We start from the raw sequence: 16,174 nt of genomic DNA on the forward strand, positions 1-16,174 counted from the left end.
AGCTCACTCCTTGGGCGAGGGCGACTTCTTCGGGGAGATGGCCCTGCTGTCCAAGAGTCCGCAGCTGGCCAGCGTGGTGGCGGCCGAGCGCACGGTGGTGCTGGAGCTGACGCGGGCGCTGGTGGCGCGGCTCATCCAGCGGGACGCCTCCGTGGGGCGAGTGCTGCGCTCCTTCCACCAGGAGCGGCTGCTGGCCAATGTGCTGCGCGGTAACAAGCTCTTCTCCTCCCTCACGCCGAAGCAGCGCGAGGCCGTGGCCCAGGCCTTCCAGCTCCAGACGCAGCCGGCCGGTCAGACGCTGCTCGCCCAGGGTCAGCAGGGCGAGGCGCTGTACCTGCTCCTTCGGGGCCGGTGCCGGGTGACCCATCGGCACCCGGATGGGAAGGAGAGCCAGTACCCGCTGTTGCGCGAGGGCGACGTGTTCGGCGAGCTCTCGGTGATGCTCGGCCTGCCCGCCACTGCCACTGTGCGCACGGACTCGCCCTGCACGCTGCTGAGGCTGGACCGGGAGGCCTTCGAGAAGCACATCCTCGTCCAGCCTGGGGTGCGTGAGGCGCTCTCTCGGCTGAGCACCGAGCGCCTCCAGCGCACCGCTCTGCTGGTCTCCGGGCAGGAGCCGCTCGAGGGCGACTCGCGCGTCTGAGCGGGCGTTACAGGCCAGTCTCCCTTCGCTTCTGCGCCAGCGCCTCCATCAGACCCTGTCGCAATCGGCTGGAACGGGGGAGCCGGAGCAGGTGCCGCTCGGTGTCATCGAGCAGGCGGCGGGCCTTTCGTGGGTCATGCTCCGGGTGTTGCTCGCACCACGTGGCGTAGAGGCAGGCTACATGATAGCGGCGCTCCACGTTCGAGTAGCCCAGTCGCTGGATGCGCCGCAGGGTACGCCCGAAGACGGACCAGGGACAGTCGTGCCCGAATGCCTCGGTGAAGATCCTCTCGGCAATGCGCCGCCGTAACTCCTTGCGTTCAAAGTCCGTCTTGACCACCGAGTGCAGCAGGTGCCTCTCCAATGCCCTGTATCTGGCTTCCAGGACTTCGAAGGAGTCATTCTGGGTCGCCACGATGAGCTGGTCGAAAGCCCGTGCTACTTCCAGGGAGCGGCGGTTGGATGCCTTTGACGGTCTTTTCACTGGCAGGGCCGCCCGTCCTGGAGCTTATGGGGCCAGACCCCCTTCTGCTGCATGCACATATCCCGGCAGATGGGGCAGAGGCTGTGTCCCCATGTCTCGCTCTCGATGCCCTGGATACGAGTCTCGAGACATCGGCTGAAGGCCGCATTGCACCTCTGTTTGATCTCCTGGTTGGACAAAGGCACCGGGCAGTCTTCGATGTCCTGCCAGTCATCCCTGGTGGAGCAGGCCACCAGCACCAAGCAGGCACTGGCTGACAACAGGCTGGGGAGTGTGTAGCGCCGGGGAGCTTGGAGGTCGCTCATGAGGAGGTTGTAGCATGGGGCCATGACCGCCCCTCAGGAGCAAGCTGGCTCGCTGACCTCCTCCCGTCGAGCGTACCGGAGGCGATTCGGATCCAGGTTTCTTGCCCTGCTGCCGCTCGGAGCGGCCAGCATCCTGGTGGCGCTCCTGCTCCTTCGCGAGCGGGAACCGGTGGCCGTACACGGTCTGGAGAACCTGTTCTCCGAATCGGTTGGGCAGCGGAGGCTGGAACCGGCGGATACCGCCTCAATGCTCCTGCTCCGCGCCTGCCAGGCCTTGGATGAGAATCGGGTGGACGACGCCCAGGAGGCCATCTCCCAGCTCCGCGCCGCGGTTCCAGAGCGCCCCGAGCCGCTGCTGTTGGAAAATCTCCTGGTGCAACGCCGCAAGCTCCTCGCTCCTGGTTGGGCTCAGGCGTTCCTCATGGCTTGGAGCGGGGCGGGCCGGCCAGACCTGCGGGACAGTCCTCTCCTTCCGCCCGCACTCCATTCCAAAGTGGACGCCTCTCCACTCATGTTCCAGGCATGGCTGCGCGCTTCCTCCGAGGCCCGGCTCACCCTCGCCATGGCCATCCCCTCCCTCTCGGAGGATCAGGCTCGCTGGTTGCTGCAACACGTCTCCACCTTCGATGACACGGCTGGGCTCGTGGCCCTGCTCGACCCGCGCAGGTCCTCTTTGTTTCCAGACCAGCTCCGCCCCGAGGCTCAGGCCGCACTGAATCAACGCCTGCGGTGGCTCACCAAAGGCTCCTCCCGCGCCATGTTGCCCCACTTGACGCTGCTCCTGTCGGGCTCTCGAAGCGAGGCACCCTTCAATGCGCAGGAGTTGAAAGCACTCGAGGCCATCTCCACGCTCCCCATCTGGCGGGAGACCTCCTTCTCCCAGACATTCTTCCAGTCCCGTGCTCACCTCCGGGAATCAGGTCTCTCCGATACCGATACGAGAGCTTTTGGTGTGGCCGAGCAGACCGTTGGCTCCGGTATGGCACTCCTGCTTCGCAGGCGTGCCGAGGCCTCCTGGTCCCATTTGCCGGTGGAAGAGCAACGCTGGCTCGGGCGCATGCTTTGGTACATCGGTCAGCGGATGGCGGAGGCCACCAGTCTGCTGGAGCACTCGGTGGGCACCCTGCTCATGGAACTCGGCGCGGAACACATGGGCCAGATGTGTGACCTGGAGCAGGCCAGGAGGCAGGACGACATGGTGCGCGAGGGACTCCGGGCCTCGCTCGCAGCCAGCATCGAGCGTTGGCCCCTGCCTTCACTCCTGGAAGACCTGGAGTCCTCCCGTGCGCGGAATGAGCTGACCTGGCTGCGTGCCTTCAGCGGCCACGCGGAACTGCCCTGACTCACAGTCTCACCCGGTGGCGCCGATCACTTCGCGCGCCACCGCCAGCAGGGCTCGCGCGTTGAAGGGCTTCTCCACCCGGCGGTTGGGCACCTTCTCGAGGAACGTCTTCGCCTGCGCTGTGAAGGCGCCGCCCGTGAGGAAGATGACCCGCCCCGTCAGCTCCGGCCTCAGCCGCTGCAGCGCCGCGTGGAAGTCCATCCCATTCATCCGCGGCATCATCAGGTCGCACAGGATGAGATCGAAGTGCTCGCCCGCCTCCAGCCGTGGCAACACCTCGGCCGCCAGCGTGGTGTACACCACGTCATGGTGCGGTCTCAGAATCCGCTCCACCGCCGAGCACAGCATGGGCTCGTCGTCGATGACCAGCACACGCCCTCTCGGCCCTCCGGTGCTGGCCACGGGCCGCTGCTCCGGGGCGGGCTCCTCCAGCGGCGTGGTGGCCGCTGGCAGCAACACCTGGAAGGTGGTTCCCCGTCCCAGGTCGCTGTGCACGTGCAGCTCGCCACCCATGGTGTGGATGAGGTTGTGGCAGATGGACAGGCCCAGCCCCGTGCCTACGCCCGGCGGCTTGGTGGTGAAGAAGGGATCGAAGATGCGGCCCAGCAGCTCCGGTGCGATGCCTGCTCCGGTGTCCGAGACCTCCACCGCCACCCGTCCCGGTGCCACCACGCGCGTGGCGACACGAATCTCATGGAGGTCCGCGTCCCCGTCGGAGGGAATGGCCTGAGCGGCGTTGACCAGCAGGTTGAGGAACACCTGGCCCAGGCGCGAGTCGTTGCCGCGCACCGGAGGCACGTTCTCCCCGTACTCCTTCACCAGCCTCGCCCGGTGGCGGATCTCCCCGGACGCCAGGTTGAGCGTGCTGTCCAACACCTTCTTCACGTCCACCGCCCGCAGCGGCTCCTGCGTCTCGCGGGAGAACGTCTTGAGGTCCCCGACAATGGTCCGCACCCGGTCCGCGCCGTGCAGGGCCTCGCCGAGCGCTACGTACACCAACTTCAGCGGGCTCGAGGTGGCGAGGCCGTCCGGCAGCGTCGCGGACGAGCGCTCCATCAGGCGGACCATCTCCTCGTGCGCGTAGCCGAGGTTGGCCGTGACGTAGGCCAGCGGGTTGTTGATTTCATGCGCCACGCCAGCGGCCAGTGTGCCCACCGAGGCCATCCGGTCCGCTAGCAGCAGCCGCGCCTGCATGTGCTTGCGCTCGGTGAGGTCCGGGAACATGGTCACCACGTGCGGCGTGCCCGCGTACTCGGCGATCCCCGAGTAGACGAGCACATGGCGCAGCTCCCCACTCTTGGTCCGCACGCGCGACTCCACCCCGCGCAGCACGCCCTGCTCCCGGAAGATGGCACTCAGGCGATCCGGCTCGATGGGCGTCTCCCATAGGTTCAGATCCTTCGCCGTACGCCAGAGCATCTCCTCGCGCGCGTAGCCGAACAGCCGCGTGCACGCATCGTTCACCTCGACGAAGGCCTGGCCCTCGCGCGTGGTGATGCAGGTGGGCACCGGGCTCTCCCGCAGCAGCACCGCACACAGCCCGTCCAGCTCGAAGTCGTCTGGCACCGGTGCCGGCCGCTCGGAGGATCGGCGCTCGGCGAGCCGCAACCGCACCGCGGCCGAGGCCTCGTCCAGCGGCAGCAGCAGGAAGTCATCCGCTCCGGCGTCCAGCAGCGGTTGCAGCTTCTCCATCTGCTCGGGGCGCGCCACCAGCACGAGCGAGGCCTGCATCCCGCGCGGGCTGGCCCGGAGCGCACGCAAGAGGACGATCCGGTCTCCCGCTTCATCCATTCCCAGCAGCACCAACGGGTAGGGCGCCATCCGGAAGGCCGCAATAGCCGCTTCGTCGTCCCCTGCCCGGGTCGGCGTCAGGCCGATCTGACGGAGCAGGAGCTCCACGGGGGAGAGATCAATGCTCCCGGATGGAACGAGCAGGGCCCGCATGTGCTCCTCAGCGAGGTGGATGGCGTTCAACCGACGTCTTACTACGGAGCGGGTGTCGCCCCGATGGGGGGTGCTCCCCCAAAGAAGTATCGGCAGTGCTGGGATGAATAGGACGTCATGGATTGAACGGATTCTCCAGAGTGCCAAAGGCCATCGGCGGGGAGCGCCCGAGTGACTTCACTGAAGGTACGACCTGGGTGCGGACATGCGTGCGAAAGCGGCCTGGGCCTGGAGCCAGCGGTCGATGACGTGGAGCAGTCCATCGAAGGTGTCGCGCAGGGCCCACGCGCACGCATCCGCGCCGTCGAGCCGGGCGCAGCGCTGGAGTCCGTCTCGCAGGGCGGCCTGGGCACCGGGACAATCCGGACGCTCCTGGATGAGGCGCTCGGCCGTGCGCTCGTAGAGGCGGTAGCAGGACTCGGGGTCTCCCCGGTTGTAGGCGGGGGCTCCGAGTTGGATGGCCTGCATGATGGCGAGGGCGATCTCCTCGACCCCATCTGTGGTGCTGCTCTCCAGCAGCGAGAGCGGGTGGGTGGGGATCTGCCGCTGGCGCGAGGCCACCGGCCTGGCCAGGGCGAGCGTGGAGAGGGGCTGCGTTCCAGACTGCTCCAGCAGCGGCTCCACATAGCGCGAGGGGATGACGATGGTGACTGGCCGCCCGTCCGCGAAGGCGCAGGTGGCCACGCCCACCAGAGCGCCCGAGGCATCCATCACCGGGCTGCCCGAGGCGTCCTCCGGCAGGGCCGCCTCCAACTCCAGGAAGGTGAGGGACTCGTCGAGCACCTGCACCGCATGGACGCGCGTCTCCAGCAGGCCCATCATGCCCCCGCCAGCCGGGAGGAGGATGAAGAGTGCGTCTCCCTCTCCCGGGTGGGTTCCGCCGTCGAGCCGGAGCGCTTCCACCCCGTGTATGGGCAGCTGCAGCACGGCCAGGTCCCTCTTCTCATCGAGGGCGATCACCTGCTCCACCTGGATGCACTGCTCGTCGGCGAGCAGGACGTGGATCTCCTCGGCACCGGCCACCACGTGCAAGTTGGTGACGAGCCGGCCCTGGGGAGCAGCCACGAAGCCGACCCCCTGCCGGCCGGGCATCTCGAGAATGGCGAGTGCTGGGGCTGCCCGGGCAGCGACCGCCCGAGCGGTTGAGATATCGGTGTCGACGGTCAACATGGGGCCTCCTGCCTCCCTACAGCATGGACACGCTGACGGGACCGGGCAGGCAACACGCCCGGGGTGGCCCGATGAAGGCAGGGCAGCCGGGCGATCTCCGAGGCTTCAGGCTGGGTGAGCCACGAGCGGAAGCTTCGCGGGGCCCCGGACGATCAGCGAGGAGTTCCACTGCACCGGCCCAGCTCCCGTGGTGAGTCGGGAGAACCGGGCGAGCAGCGCTTCCACGGCCAGTCGTGCCTCCATCCGCGCGAGCTGGGAGCCCAGGCAGAAGTGGATGCCGTGCCCGAAGGGCAGGTTCTGCGGACCGGGGCGGTCCAGGTTGAACTGGTCCGGTTCCGGGAAGTGGGCCTCGTCGCGGTTGGCCGAGCCCATGAGGATCAGCACCCGCACGCCCTTGGGGACGCGCACGCCGCCGAGCTCCACCTCCTCGGCGGACAAGCGAATCATTCCGTGCACGGGCGGCTCGTGGCGCAGCACCTCCTCGATGAAGCGGGGGACGAGGGCGGGCTGCTCGCGCAGCAGCGTCATCAGCTCTGGTTGAAGGTGGAGCCGGTGAGCGGCGTGGCTGAGCAGGTGCAGCGTCGTCTCCAGGCCGCCGATGAGCAGCAGGAACATGAAGCCCAGCAGCTCCGTGTCCGTCAGCGCCTCGCCGTCCGCGCGCGCGCGCAGCAGGTCGCTCACCAGGTTGTCACCTGGGTTGCGCCGACGCTCCTCCAGCACCTGCTCGAAATGCCCGCGGGCCTCGTTCACCGTGGCGCGCATCGCCTCCTGCTTCTCCGTGTCGTTGGGGCCGATGCTGGTGAAGCGGGCCAGGTGCTCCGCCCAGTGCATGAGGCGCGGATGCACCTCGGGGGAGAGCCCCAGCAGCTCGCCGATGACGCCCATGGGCATGGGGGTGGCGAAGGACTCCACGAAGTCCACCGAGCGGCCCGCGGGGATGTCCGCGACGAGTCGAGTCGCGAGCTGGCGGACGAAGGGCTCGATGCGGGTGATGACGGAGGCCCCGAAGGCGCGGTTGATGAGGGCCCGCAGCCGGGTGTGGCGCGGCGGATCCATCACGAGCGCCGAGTCCGCCAGCGGGTAGTTGGAGATCCACGGCGGACGGTAGGCCTGGCGGAAGCCCTCGGAGGCGAAGAGCTGCGGATTCTTCAGCACGAACACCACGTCGTCGTGGCGCGAGACGGCCCACATGCCGAACGGATCCACCTGGCTCACGGGCGCGTTGCGGCGCAGCTCGGCGTAGAAGGGGTAGGGATTCGCCCGGACCTCGGGGGCCAACAGGTTCACGCGACCGGTACTGCTCATCGGCTGACCTCGGGGGTGATGAAGGGGGGGCTTCATCGTAGCGCAGCCCGAGGCGTGGCCGCCCCGGCGGGCGTGGGGCGGCCGTGGGGTATCCGAGGGCTCAGGCCGGGTGCGCTACGAGCGGCAGTGAGAGCGGACCCCGCACCACGAGTGAGGAGTTCCACCGCACTGGCCCGTCTCCAGGCGACAGCCGTGAGAACCGGGTGACCAGCGCCTCCGTGCCCAGCCGTCCCTCGAGCCGCGCGAGCTGTGCGCCCAGGCAGTAGTGGATGCCCTGCCCGAAGGGCAGGTTCTGCGGACCGGGGCGCTCCAGGTCGAAGCGGTCGGGGTTGGGGAACTGAGCCTCGTCGCGGTTGGCCGAGCACAGCATCACCAGCAGCCGCGCGCCCTTGGGCAGGCGCACGCCGCCGAGCTCCACCTCCTGGGTGGTCATCCGGAAGACGCCATGCACCGGCGGCTCGTAGCGCAGCATCTCGTCGACGAAGCGAGGGATGAGCGAGCGGTCCGCGCGCAGCTTCGCCATCAGCTCCGGCTCGTCCCTCAGCCGGATGGCGGAGTGGTTCATCAGGTGCACCGTCGTCTCCATTCCCGCCACGACGAGCAGGAACATGAAGCCCATCAGCTCCGCGCTCGACAGCGCCTCACCCTCCACGCGGGCCTTCAGCAGGTCGCTCACCAGGTCCTCCCGCGGCTCGCGGCGGCGCTCCTCCAGCACCTGCTCGAAGTGCTGCCGCGCCTCGGCCACCGTGTTGCGCATGAGCTCCTGCCGCTCGGTGTCGTTGGGCCCGATGCCGGTGAACGTGCCGAACAGGTCCGCCCATCGCTTGAGCTGGGGGTAGACGGACGGGCTCAGGCCGATCAGCTCGGCGATGACGGCCAGGGGGATGCGCACGGACCAGGCCTCGGCGAAGTCCACGGAGCGGCCCGTGGGAAGCTCGGCGACGGTCTGTTCCGCGAGCTGGCGGATGCGCGGCTCCAGCCGGGTCATCACGGAGGCCCCGAAGGCGCGGTTGACGAGCGCCCGCAGCCGGGTGTGGTGCGGTGGATCCATCACGAGCATGGAGTCCGCCAGCGGGTAGTCGGAGAACCACGCCGGGCGATAGGCCTGACGGAAGCCCTCGGAGGCGTAGAGCTGCGGGTTCTTCAGGACGGCCGCCGCGTCCGCGTAGCGCGTCACGGCCCACAGCCCTCCCGGGTCCACCTGACTCACGGGCGCATTGCGGCGCAGCTCGGCGTAGACGGGGTAGGGATTGGCCCGCACTTCGGGGGCCAGCAGGTTCACTCGGCTGCTCATCGGGCTGCCTCTTCTCGGAGAAGGAGAGGCGCTCATGCTAGCCGTCAGTCCGTGTGCGCCGCGAGCGGTAGCAGCGTGGGACCCCTCATCACCAGCGAGATGTTCCACCGTGCCGGTTCCTCTCCGAGCGTGAGCCGGGAGAATCGGGCGAGCAGCGCCTCCAGGGCCAGCCGGGACTCCATCCGCGCGAGCTGGGCACCCAGGCAGAAGTGGGCGCCATGGCCGAAGGGGAGGTTCTGCGGACCGGGGCGGTCCAGGTCGAAGCGGTCCGGGTCTGGGAAGTGGGCCTCATCGCGGTTGGCCGAGGCCATGAGCAGCAGCAGCCGCGCGCCTTGGGGGACGTGCACGCCGCCGAGCTCCACCTCGTCGGTGACCAGCCGCACCACCCCATGCACCGGGCCGCTGTGGCGCAGCATCTCGTCGATGAAGCGGGGGATGAGGGCCGGCTCCGCGCGCAGCCGCGCCATCAGCGCCGGATCCTCCTGGAACTTCAGGGCGCAGGAGCTCAGCAGGTGCACGGTCGTCTCCAGGCCGCCGATGAGGAGCAGGAACATGAAGCCCATCAGATCCGTCGGCGTCAGTGCCTCGCCGTCCACGCGCGCCCGGAGCAGATCACTCACCAGATCCTCGCGGGGCGCGCGGCGGCGCTCCTCCACCACCTCCTCGAAGTGCGCGCGGGCGTCGGCCACCGCGGCGCGCAGCCGCTCCTGCAACTCGGTGTCCTCCGGGCGCACGCTGGTGAACTGCGTCATCACCTCCGCCCACCGCTTGAGCCGCGCGTGGAGCGAGGGGGGAATGCCCACCAGATCGCCAAGCACGGCGATGGGCACGCGGATGGAGAATTCATCCACGAAGTCCACGGAGCGGTCCTGGGGCAGCGCGGCGGTGACCTGCTGCGCGAGCTCGCGGACGCGCGGTTCCAGCCGGGTCAGCACCGAGGTCCCGAAGGCGCGGCTGACAAGCGCGCGCAGCCGGGTGTGGTGCGGCGGATCCATCACGAGCATGGAGTCGGCCATGGGGTAGTCGGAAATCCACTCTGGGCGATAGGTCCGCCGGATGCCCTCCGAGGAGAAGAGCTGCGGGTTTTTCATCACCGTGAGCACGTCCGCGTAGCGTGCGACAGCCCAGAGCCCGCCTGGATCCACCTGGCTCACCGGAGCATTCCGCCGCAGCTCCGCATAGAGTGGATAGGGATTCATCCGCACTTCGGGTGCGAGCAGGTTCACTCTACTGCTCATGGGCAGGCCTCGGGGTTGAGAGGAAGAGCCAACATAGCAGGACAGTGAAGCCTGGCCGCCTGCCCGGTCCCACGTCACAGATTCCGTTGGCGAGCCCGACTTCAGCCGTTAAATCACCGCCTCCCATGCACAAGACGCACCTCGTTGGAGCCCGCACTCACAACCTTCAGTCTCTCTCGGTGGATCTCGCCGAGGGCGAGCTGGTGTGCCTCACCGGCGTGTCCGGCTCCGGCAAGTCAAGTCTCGCGCTGGATACGCTCTACGCCGAGGGACAGCGCCGCTTCGTCGAGAGCTTCAGCCCGTATGCCCGCCAGTTCCTCGAGCGACTGGAGCGGCCCCCGATGGACACCCTGGAGCCTGTGGCAGCGGGCGTGGCCGTGGATCGCCGCGCGCCGGTGAAGAGCTCGCGCTCCACCGTGGCCACCCTGGCCGATGTAGAGGCGTACCTGTCCGCGCTCTTCACTCGTGAAGCGATGCCTGTGTGCTCCACCTGTGGAGTGGAAGCGGTGCGTACCGACGCGCGCGTGGCCGCCACGGCGACGATCGCCGCCGAGCCCGAGGCGCTGGCCGTGCTGGCCTTCCCTCTGCGGATCGCGGACACCGCTGAGTTCCTCGACGTGCGTGCTCGGCTGCTGAAGGAGGGCTATCACCGGCTGGTGGTGCAGGGCGAGGTGCGTGAGCTGGAGTCGCTGCGGCCCGCCGAGGCGACGGACTCGGCCGGCGTGGCGCACGTGGTGGTGGACCGGTTGAAGCTGTCCCAGGGGCACCTCAGCCGCGTGACGGCGGCGCTGGAGTCCGCGTGGTCGATGGGCCATGGCGAGGCGGTGGCCTTCACCCCCTCGGGCGCCCGGCGCATCCGCCGCGGGCTGGTGTGCCCCAAGTGCTCGCGTGAGTTCGAGCAGGCCCGGCCCGGTCTTTTCAGCTACCAGTCGCCCATTGGCGCCTGCCCCACGTGCAGGGGCTTCGGCCGCACCATCGGCATCGACTGGGCCAAGGTGGTGCCCAACCCGGCGCTGAGCCTGGAGAAGGGGGCCATCCGTCCGTGGTCGGGTAAGACGTCCGAGTGGGAGCGGAAGATGCTGTTCCGCTACGCGCGCGAGCACGGCATTCCGCTGGACGTGCCCTGGGCACAGCTCACCCCGGCGCAGCAGGAGCGGGTGCTGGAAGGGGAGGGCGACTATGACGGCGGCCGGGTGTATCCGGGCGTGCGTGCGTGGTTCCGTTGGATGGAGAGCCGCACGTACAAGATGCACGTGCGGGTGCTGCTCTCGCGCTACCGCGCTTACTCGCTGTGCGAGAGCTGCCAGGGGGCGCGCCTCAATGAGTCCGCGCGGGCCTGGCGCGTGGGGGGGTTGGACCTGGCTGCGTGGCATGGGCTGGAGCTGTCCGATGCTCGAGCGCGGCTGGAGGCCCTGCGCACCCATACCGGCCAGGGCGAGCTGGTCCGCCGCGAGCTGGCCGGGCGCCTTGGTTATCTGGAGCGGGTGGGCTTGGGCTACCTCACGTTGGACCGGCCCGCGCGCACGCTGTCCGGCGGCGAGGCGCAGCGCGTGTCCCTTACCGCGGCGCTGGGCACCTCGCTGACGGGGGCGCTCTTTGTCCTGGACGAGCCCACCGTGGGCCTGCACCCCGCCGACGTGGGTCCGCTCACCGGCGCCATGGCCGAGCTGGCCACGCGGGGCAACATCGCCCTGGTCATCGAGCATGATCCGCTCGTCGTCCGCTCCGCTCACCGCGTGCTGGAGCTGGGGCCTGGGGCGGGCAAGCACGGTGGGAAGCTGTGCTTCGACGGGACGCCGCAGGCGCTGGCGAAGCGCGCGGACCTGCCCACCGGCCGGTTGCTGGCGGGCACCGGGGATGTGAAGCGTGAGCCGCGCAAGCGCACGGGCGAATTGGTGGTGCGCAACGCTCGGGCCCACAACCTCCAGGGTGTCTCCGTGAGCGTGCCGCTGGGCGTGCTGTGCGCCATCACCGGGCCGAGCGGCTCGGGCAAGAGCACCCTGATGGACGAGGTGCTGTATCGCCACCTGGGGCGCGCCCTGGGTGAGAAGGACGTGGAGGTGCCGGGCGAGGCGGACGGCGTGGACGGGCTGGAGGCGGTGGAGCGCGTCACCTTCGTGGACCAGTCGCCGCTGGGGCGCACCTCGCGAGGCAACGCGGCCACGTACACCAAGGCGTGGGATCGGCTGCGCGAGCGCTTCGCCTCCGAGCCCGAGGCCGAGGTGCGGGGGCTGACCTCGGCGCACTTCTCCTTCAACGTGGACAAGGGGCGCTGTGAGGCCTGCTCGGGTGAGGGCTACGAGACGGTGGAGATGCAGTTCCTCGCCGACGTGTCCCTGCTGTGCCCGGTGTGCCGGGGCCGCCGCTTCAAGGAGGAGGTGCTGGCCATCCGGCACCACGGTCTCTCCGTGGCGGACGTGCTGGAGCTGACCGTGGACGAGGTGTTGGAGCGCTTCGCCGACGACAAGCCAATGGTGCGCGCGCTCGGGCCCGTGTCCAGGCTGGGGCTGGGATACCTGCCCCTCGGTCAGCCCCTGTCTACCCTGTCCGGCGGTGAGGCTCAGCGGCTCAAGTTGGCACGCGCCTTGGCCAGTGAGGCGAAGGGTTCGCTCTTCCTCATCGATGAGCCGAGCGCCGGTCTGCACGATGCGGACGTGCGTCAGGTGCTCGCCGCGTTGCACGAGTTGGTGGACCGCGGCGCGAGCGTCGTCGTGGTGGACCATGATCTCGTGGTGATGCGGGGCGCGGATTGGATCATTGACCTGGGCCCGGGTGGTGGTCGCAACGGTGGGCGCCTGGTGGCCGAGGGCGCTCCGGAGCAGCTCGCGCGAGGCAAGGGTCTCACCGCGGCGGCGCTGCGCGGGGAACTGGCTGAGCCGGTGGTGCCAGGCAAGCGCGGCAAGGGCGCGGCGGAGGTGGCTCCGGCCATCGAGGTGGAGCACGCGCGCGAGCACAACCTGCAGGAGGTGTCCTGCCGGATTCCCCTGGGGAAGATGACGGTGGTGACGGGGCCGAGTGGCTCGGGGAAGAGCTCGCTCGTCTTCGACGTGGTGTTCGCGGAAGGACAGCGGCGCTTCCTGGAGACGCTGACGCCGTACGCTCGCCAGTTCCTCCCCACCATGCCGCGCCCGGACGTGGAGCGCATCAGCAGCATCCCGCCCTCGGTGGCTTTGGAGCAGCGCACCTCGCGCGCGGGCGCCACCAGCACCGTGGCCACCGTCACCGAGGTGGCCCACTACCTGCGCCTCCTCTTCGCCAAGTTGGGCCAGCCCCACTGTCCGCGTGACGGCGAGCCCATTGCCGCCACCACGGCTGAGGCCCTCTACGCGCAGCTCACCGCCATGAAGGGGGATTGCACCGTGCTCGCCCCCGCCGTGCGCGCGCGCAAGGGTACCTACCTGGACGTCTTCACCGCCGCCGCTCGCGCTGGCATCGAGACCGCCATCGCCGACGGGAAGGTGGTGTCCACGGATCAGCCGCCCCAGCTCGTGAAGTCGCGCGAGCACGACATCGACCTGGTCATGTACCAGGGCAAGCTGGCGAAGCTGCCGCGCGAGGTGTTCGACAAGGCCCTCACGTGGGGCAAGGGCGCCCTGAAGGTCCGCTCCAGCGGGAACAAGGAGACGCTGCTGTCCAGCGAGCGCACCTGCCCCGTCTGCGGCTTCTCCGTGCCGGAGCTGGACCCTCGGTGGTTCTCCTTCAATACGAAGCAGGGCCGGTGCGTGGACTGCGAGGGCACGGGCGTGGAGGGAGGTGCCGAGGCGCTGGCCGAGGGCCGCTCGGAGCCGTGCCCTACCTGCGAGGGCTCGCGCCTGGAGCCGGTGCCGCGCGCCGTGAAGCTGGAGGGGCTGCGCTACCACGAGGTGGTGCAGCAGTCCGTCACCGCCGCGCTGGAGCAGGTGCGAGGGTGGAAGTTCCGCGGGGACCGGGCGCTGCTCGGCGAGCCGTCCCGACAGGAGCTGTTGCGGCGCATGGAGTTCCTCGACAAGGTGGGGTTGGGCTATCTGTCGCTGGACCGGAACGCGTCCACGCTCTCGGGTGGAGAGATGCAGCGGCTGCGGTTGTCCGCGCAGCTCGGTGCGGGCCTCACCGGTGCCATGTACGTGCTGGACGAGCCCACCATCGGTCTGCACCCGCGTGACACGCACCGCCTGCTGTCCAACCTGCGCGCGCTCGTGGACACCGGCTCCACCGTGCTGGTGGTGGAGCACGACACGGACACCATCCGCGCGGCGGACCACCTCGTGGAGTTGGGGCCCACCGGTGGACGTGGCGGCGGGCGCATCCTCGCCGAAGGCCCGCCCGAGAAGGTGCTGCAGACCGAGGACGCTCCCACGGCCCGTGCGCTCCGGGAGCCCGCGGTGCTGGCTGGCTCGCCCCGAGGCGCGCCGGAGAAGTGGGTGGAGCTGAAGGGGGCTCGCGCCAACAATCTGAAGGGCGTGGACCTGCGCATCCCCGTGGGCCGGCTCTCTGTGGTGTCGGGGGTTTCGGGCTCGGGAAAGAGCACCCTGGTGCGGCAGGTGCTGTATCCGGCTCTGCGCGAGAAGCTCGGGTTGGTGACGACGCGCCCAGGGGCCTTCAAGTCGCTCACGGGCGTGGAGGCCATCCGCCGCGTGCTGGCCGTGGACCAGTCCCCCATCGGGCGCACGCCGCGCTCGGTGCCGGCCACCTTCCTGGGCCTCTGGGATGAGCTGCGTCGGGCGTTCGCCGCCACCCCCGAGGCCAAGCTGCGAGGCTTCACTCCGGCGCGGTTCTCGTTCAACACCGCGTCCGGTGGCCGCTGTACGGTGTGCGAAGGGCAGGGCGCCATCTCTCACGAGATGTCCTTCCTCCCGGATGTGGTGACTCCATGCGAAGCCTGCGGTGGGGCGCGCTTCGACGCGGCCACGCTGGAGGTGCGCTACCACGGGCTGACCATCGGCGACGTGCTGCGCCTGTCCGCCGACGAGGCCAAGGACGTCTTCCACGCGATACCCAAGGTGGCCGCGCCGCTGTCCTGCCTGTCGGATCTGGGCGTGGGGTATTTGCAGCTTGGCCAGGGCTCGAACACGCTGTCCGGAGGTGAGGCGCAGCGGTTGAAGCTGGCCGCCGAGCTCACCGCGTCCACGCGCCACGAGCCCACGCTGTACGTGCTCGACGAGCCCACCACGGGCCTGCACCTGGGAGATGTGTCGAAGCTGATCGCCTTCCTGCGCCGGCTGGTGGACCGTGGAGACACGCTGGTGGTCATCGAGCACCACCCGAGCGTCATCGCCTCGGCGGACCACGTGGTGGAGCTGGGCCCCGAGGGCGGTGAGGAGGGCGGGAGCATCGTGGCGGAGGGGACGCCGCAGGAAGTGGCCCGGCTGAAGACGGCCACGGGCCGGGTGCTCAAGTCGGTGTTCGCCGCCGAGGAGCCAGCCCGGAAGGCGGCACGGGGACGGTGAGAGTCCCCTCTCCCTCTGGGAGAGGGCTAGGGTGAGGGTCTTCGCCCTGTACTGCGGGACTACCCTCACCCCCCGCCCTCTCCCAGAGGGAGAGGGAGCATGCGCAACCAGGGCATTTGAGCATCGCTGCCCTCGTCAGGCCTGCAATCGTCGCCCACCTCGTTCGTAGGGGCTTGGGGACTCGTCCGGCTGGAGTTTCCTCCAGGGCGTGCCCTAGAGTCGTGGACGCCCCTCATGCGTTGTCCTTCCTGCCAGAACGAGAATGATGCCGGTGCCGCCTACTGCGATATGTGCGGCATGGACCTGACGCCTCCCAAGCCCGCTCCGGGCGCCGGGAGCGCTCCCGCGCCGCAGCCACCCCCGCAGCCGGCCAACCCGCATCAGAAACGTCACACCGTCTTCGAGCCGGATCCGGCGGCGCCTCCGCCTCCGCCTGCTCACCGAGGCGCGGACTTCTTCGCCAATCCGCCCCCGCCCCGGCCCACCTTCGACCCGCGCGATCCCTTCGCCGCCGCGTCCCTTCCGCCTACCCATCTGTCCAGTCCGGCCCCGGCCCCGGCACGTGCCGCCATGCCGCCGGCTCCCGCGCCTGCTCCCGCCGCTCCGGCCGCCGCCGCTCCGCGCCCCAAGGCCCGGACCATCGTGGAGACCGGTAGCGAGAGTCCGGCCGCCGCGGGGCTCATCCGTGGCGCCCTCTTCGAGTACCGCGGCCCCACTGACCCCGGACGTGTTCACCCGCTGCGCGCCGGACGCAACGTGCTCGGCCGCAACGCTGACTGCGACGTGGTGATTGACGACGGGCGCGTGAGCGGCCAGCACGCCTTCCTCTTCATCCGAGCCGAGGATGCCTCGTTCATCGACGTCTCCAGCAATGGCTCCACCATCAATGGCACCGTCATCCACGGCGAGCAGGTCGTCCTGCAGAATCAAACGGTGATCACCCTGGGCGGGACGACCCTCGTGCTCGTCATCGTTCCCGAGCCGCTGCTGTCCCGCCGCTCCCAGTGAGCGGGCGAGGGGGGA

General features: G+C 69.5%; 11 protein-coding genes. 4 read left to right on the forward strand and 7 right to left on the reverse strand.

All coding sequences use genetic code 11. From position 1 onward, the window contains the following. Positions 1-10 precede the first annotated feature (10 nt). Positions 11-643, forward strand: a complete 633-nt coding sequence (locus tag OV287_RS16805; RefSeq protein WP_267535043.1) for a cyclic nucleotide-binding domain-containing protein — start codon at positions 11-13, stop codon at positions 641-643. Between the two features lie 7 nt (positions 644-650). On the opposite strand, the gene OV287_RS16810 is transcribed toward OV287_RS16805, so the two are convergent. Further along, complete coding sequence (locus OV287_RS16810; RefSeq protein ID WP_267535044.1) at positions 651-1,058, reverse strand: hypothetical protein; 408 nt, start codon at positions 1,056-1,058, stop codon at positions 651-653. A gap of 618 nt (positions 1,059-1,676) precedes the next feature. Then, positions 1,677-1,811, reverse strand: a complete 135-nt coding sequence (locus OV287_RS16815; protein WP_267535045.1) for a hypothetical protein — start codon at positions 1,809-1,811, stop codon at positions 1,677-1,679. Positions 1,812-1,943: 132 nt separating this feature from the next. On the opposite strand from OV287_RS16815, the gene OV287_RS16820 reads away from it, so the two are divergent. After that, positions 1,944-2,774: a hypothetical protein gene (locus tag OV287_RS16820; RefSeq protein WP_267535046.1), complete on the forward strand. Its 831-nt coding sequence runs from the start codon at positions 1,944-1,946 to the stop codon at positions 2,772-2,774. Positions 2,775-2,783: 9 nt separating this feature from the next. Here the strand turns inward: OV287_RS16820 and OV287_RS16825 are convergent, their stop codons facing one another. The 5 genes from OV287_RS16825 to OV287_RS16845 all read right to left on the reverse strand — a co-directional run bounded on the left by OV287_RS16825 (position 2,784) and on the right by OV287_RS16845 (position 9,725). Further along, on the reverse strand, positions 2,784-4,748 hold the full coding sequence (locus OV287_RS16825; RefSeq protein WP_267535047.1) for an ATP-binding protein: 1,965 nt from the start codon (positions 4,746-4,748) through the stop codon (positions 2,784-2,786). Positions 4,749-4,895: 147 nt separating this feature from the next. Further along, complete coding sequence (locus tag OV287_RS16830; protein ID WP_267535048.1) at positions 4,896-5,888, reverse strand: S1 family peptidase; 993 nt, start codon at positions 5,886-5,888, stop codon at positions 4,896-4,898. 105 nt (positions 5,889-5,993) lie between these two features. Then, positions 5,994-7,193, reverse strand: a complete 1,200-nt coding sequence (locus OV287_RS16835; RefSeq protein WP_267535049.1) for a cytochrome P450 — start codon at positions 7,191-7,193, stop codon at positions 5,994-5,996. A 100-nt stretch (positions 7,194-7,293) separates the two neighbouring features. Continuing rightward, positions 7,294-8,487, reverse strand: coding sequence for a cytochrome P450 (locus OV287_RS16840; RefSeq protein ID WP_267535050.1), 1,194 nt, complete (start codon positions 8,485-8,487; stop codon positions 7,294-7,296). 44 nt (positions 8,488-8,531) lie between these two features. Continuing rightward, complete coding sequence (locus tag OV287_RS16845) at positions 8,532-9,725, reverse strand: cytochrome P450 (RefSeq protein ID WP_267535051.1); 1,194 nt, start codon at positions 9,723-9,725, stop codon at positions 8,532-8,534. A gap of 125 nt (positions 9,726-9,850) precedes the next feature. Between OV287_RS16845 and uvrA the strand changes: the two genes are divergently transcribed. Further along, the gene (gene uvrA / locus OV287_RS16850) at positions 9,851-15,151 is read left to right on the forward strand and encodes an excinuclease ABC subunit UvrA (protein ID WP_267535052.1); all 5,301 of its coding nucleotides are present in this window, start codon (positions 9,851-9,853) and stop codon (positions 15,149-15,151) included. A 234-nt stretch (positions 15,152-15,385) separates the two neighbouring features. Beyond that, a complete protein-coding gene (locus tag OV287_RS16855; RefSeq protein WP_267535053.1) occupies positions 15,386-16,159 on the forward strand; it encodes a double zinc ribbon and FHA domain-containing protein in 774 nt (257 codons plus the stop codon). Positions 16,160-16,174: the final 15 nt, after the last annotated feature.

The sequence above is a fragment of the Archangium lansingense genome (assembly GCF_026626635.1).
GTDB lineage: Bacteria > Myxococcota > Myxococcia > Myxococcales > Myxococcaceae > Archangium > Archangium lansingense.

Bases quoted from the DNA above. Each gene is read 5' to 3' on its own strand.
- OV287_RS16835 (WP_267535049.1), bottom strand. From the start codon at position 7,193: ATGAGCAGTACCGGTCGCGTGAACCTGTTGGCCCCCGAGGTCCGGGCG.
- OV287_RS16845 (WP_267535051.1), bottom strand. From the start codon at position 9,725: ATGAGCAGTAGAGTGAACCTGCTCGCACCCGAAGTGCGGATGAATCCC.
- uvrA (WP_267535052.1), top strand. From the start codon at position 9,851: ATGCACAAGACGCACCTCGTTGGAGCCCGCACTCACAACCTTCAGTCT.
- OV287_RS16840 (WP_267535050.1), bottom strand. From the start codon at position 8,487: ATGAGCAGCCGAGTGAACCTGCTGGCCCCCGAAGTGCGGGCCAATCCC.
- OV287_RS16855 (WP_267535053.1), top strand. From the start codon at position 15,386: ATGCGTTGTCCTTCCTGCCAGAACGAGAATGATGCCGGTGCCGCCTAC.
- OV287_RS16820 (WP_267535046.1), top strand. From the start codon at position 1,944: ATGTTCCAGGCATGGCTGCGCGCTTCCTCCGAGGCCCGGCTCACCCTC.
- OV287_RS16830 (WP_267535048.1), bottom strand. From the start codon at position 5,888: ATGTTGACCGTCGACACCGATATCTCAACCGCTCGGGCGGTCGCTGCC.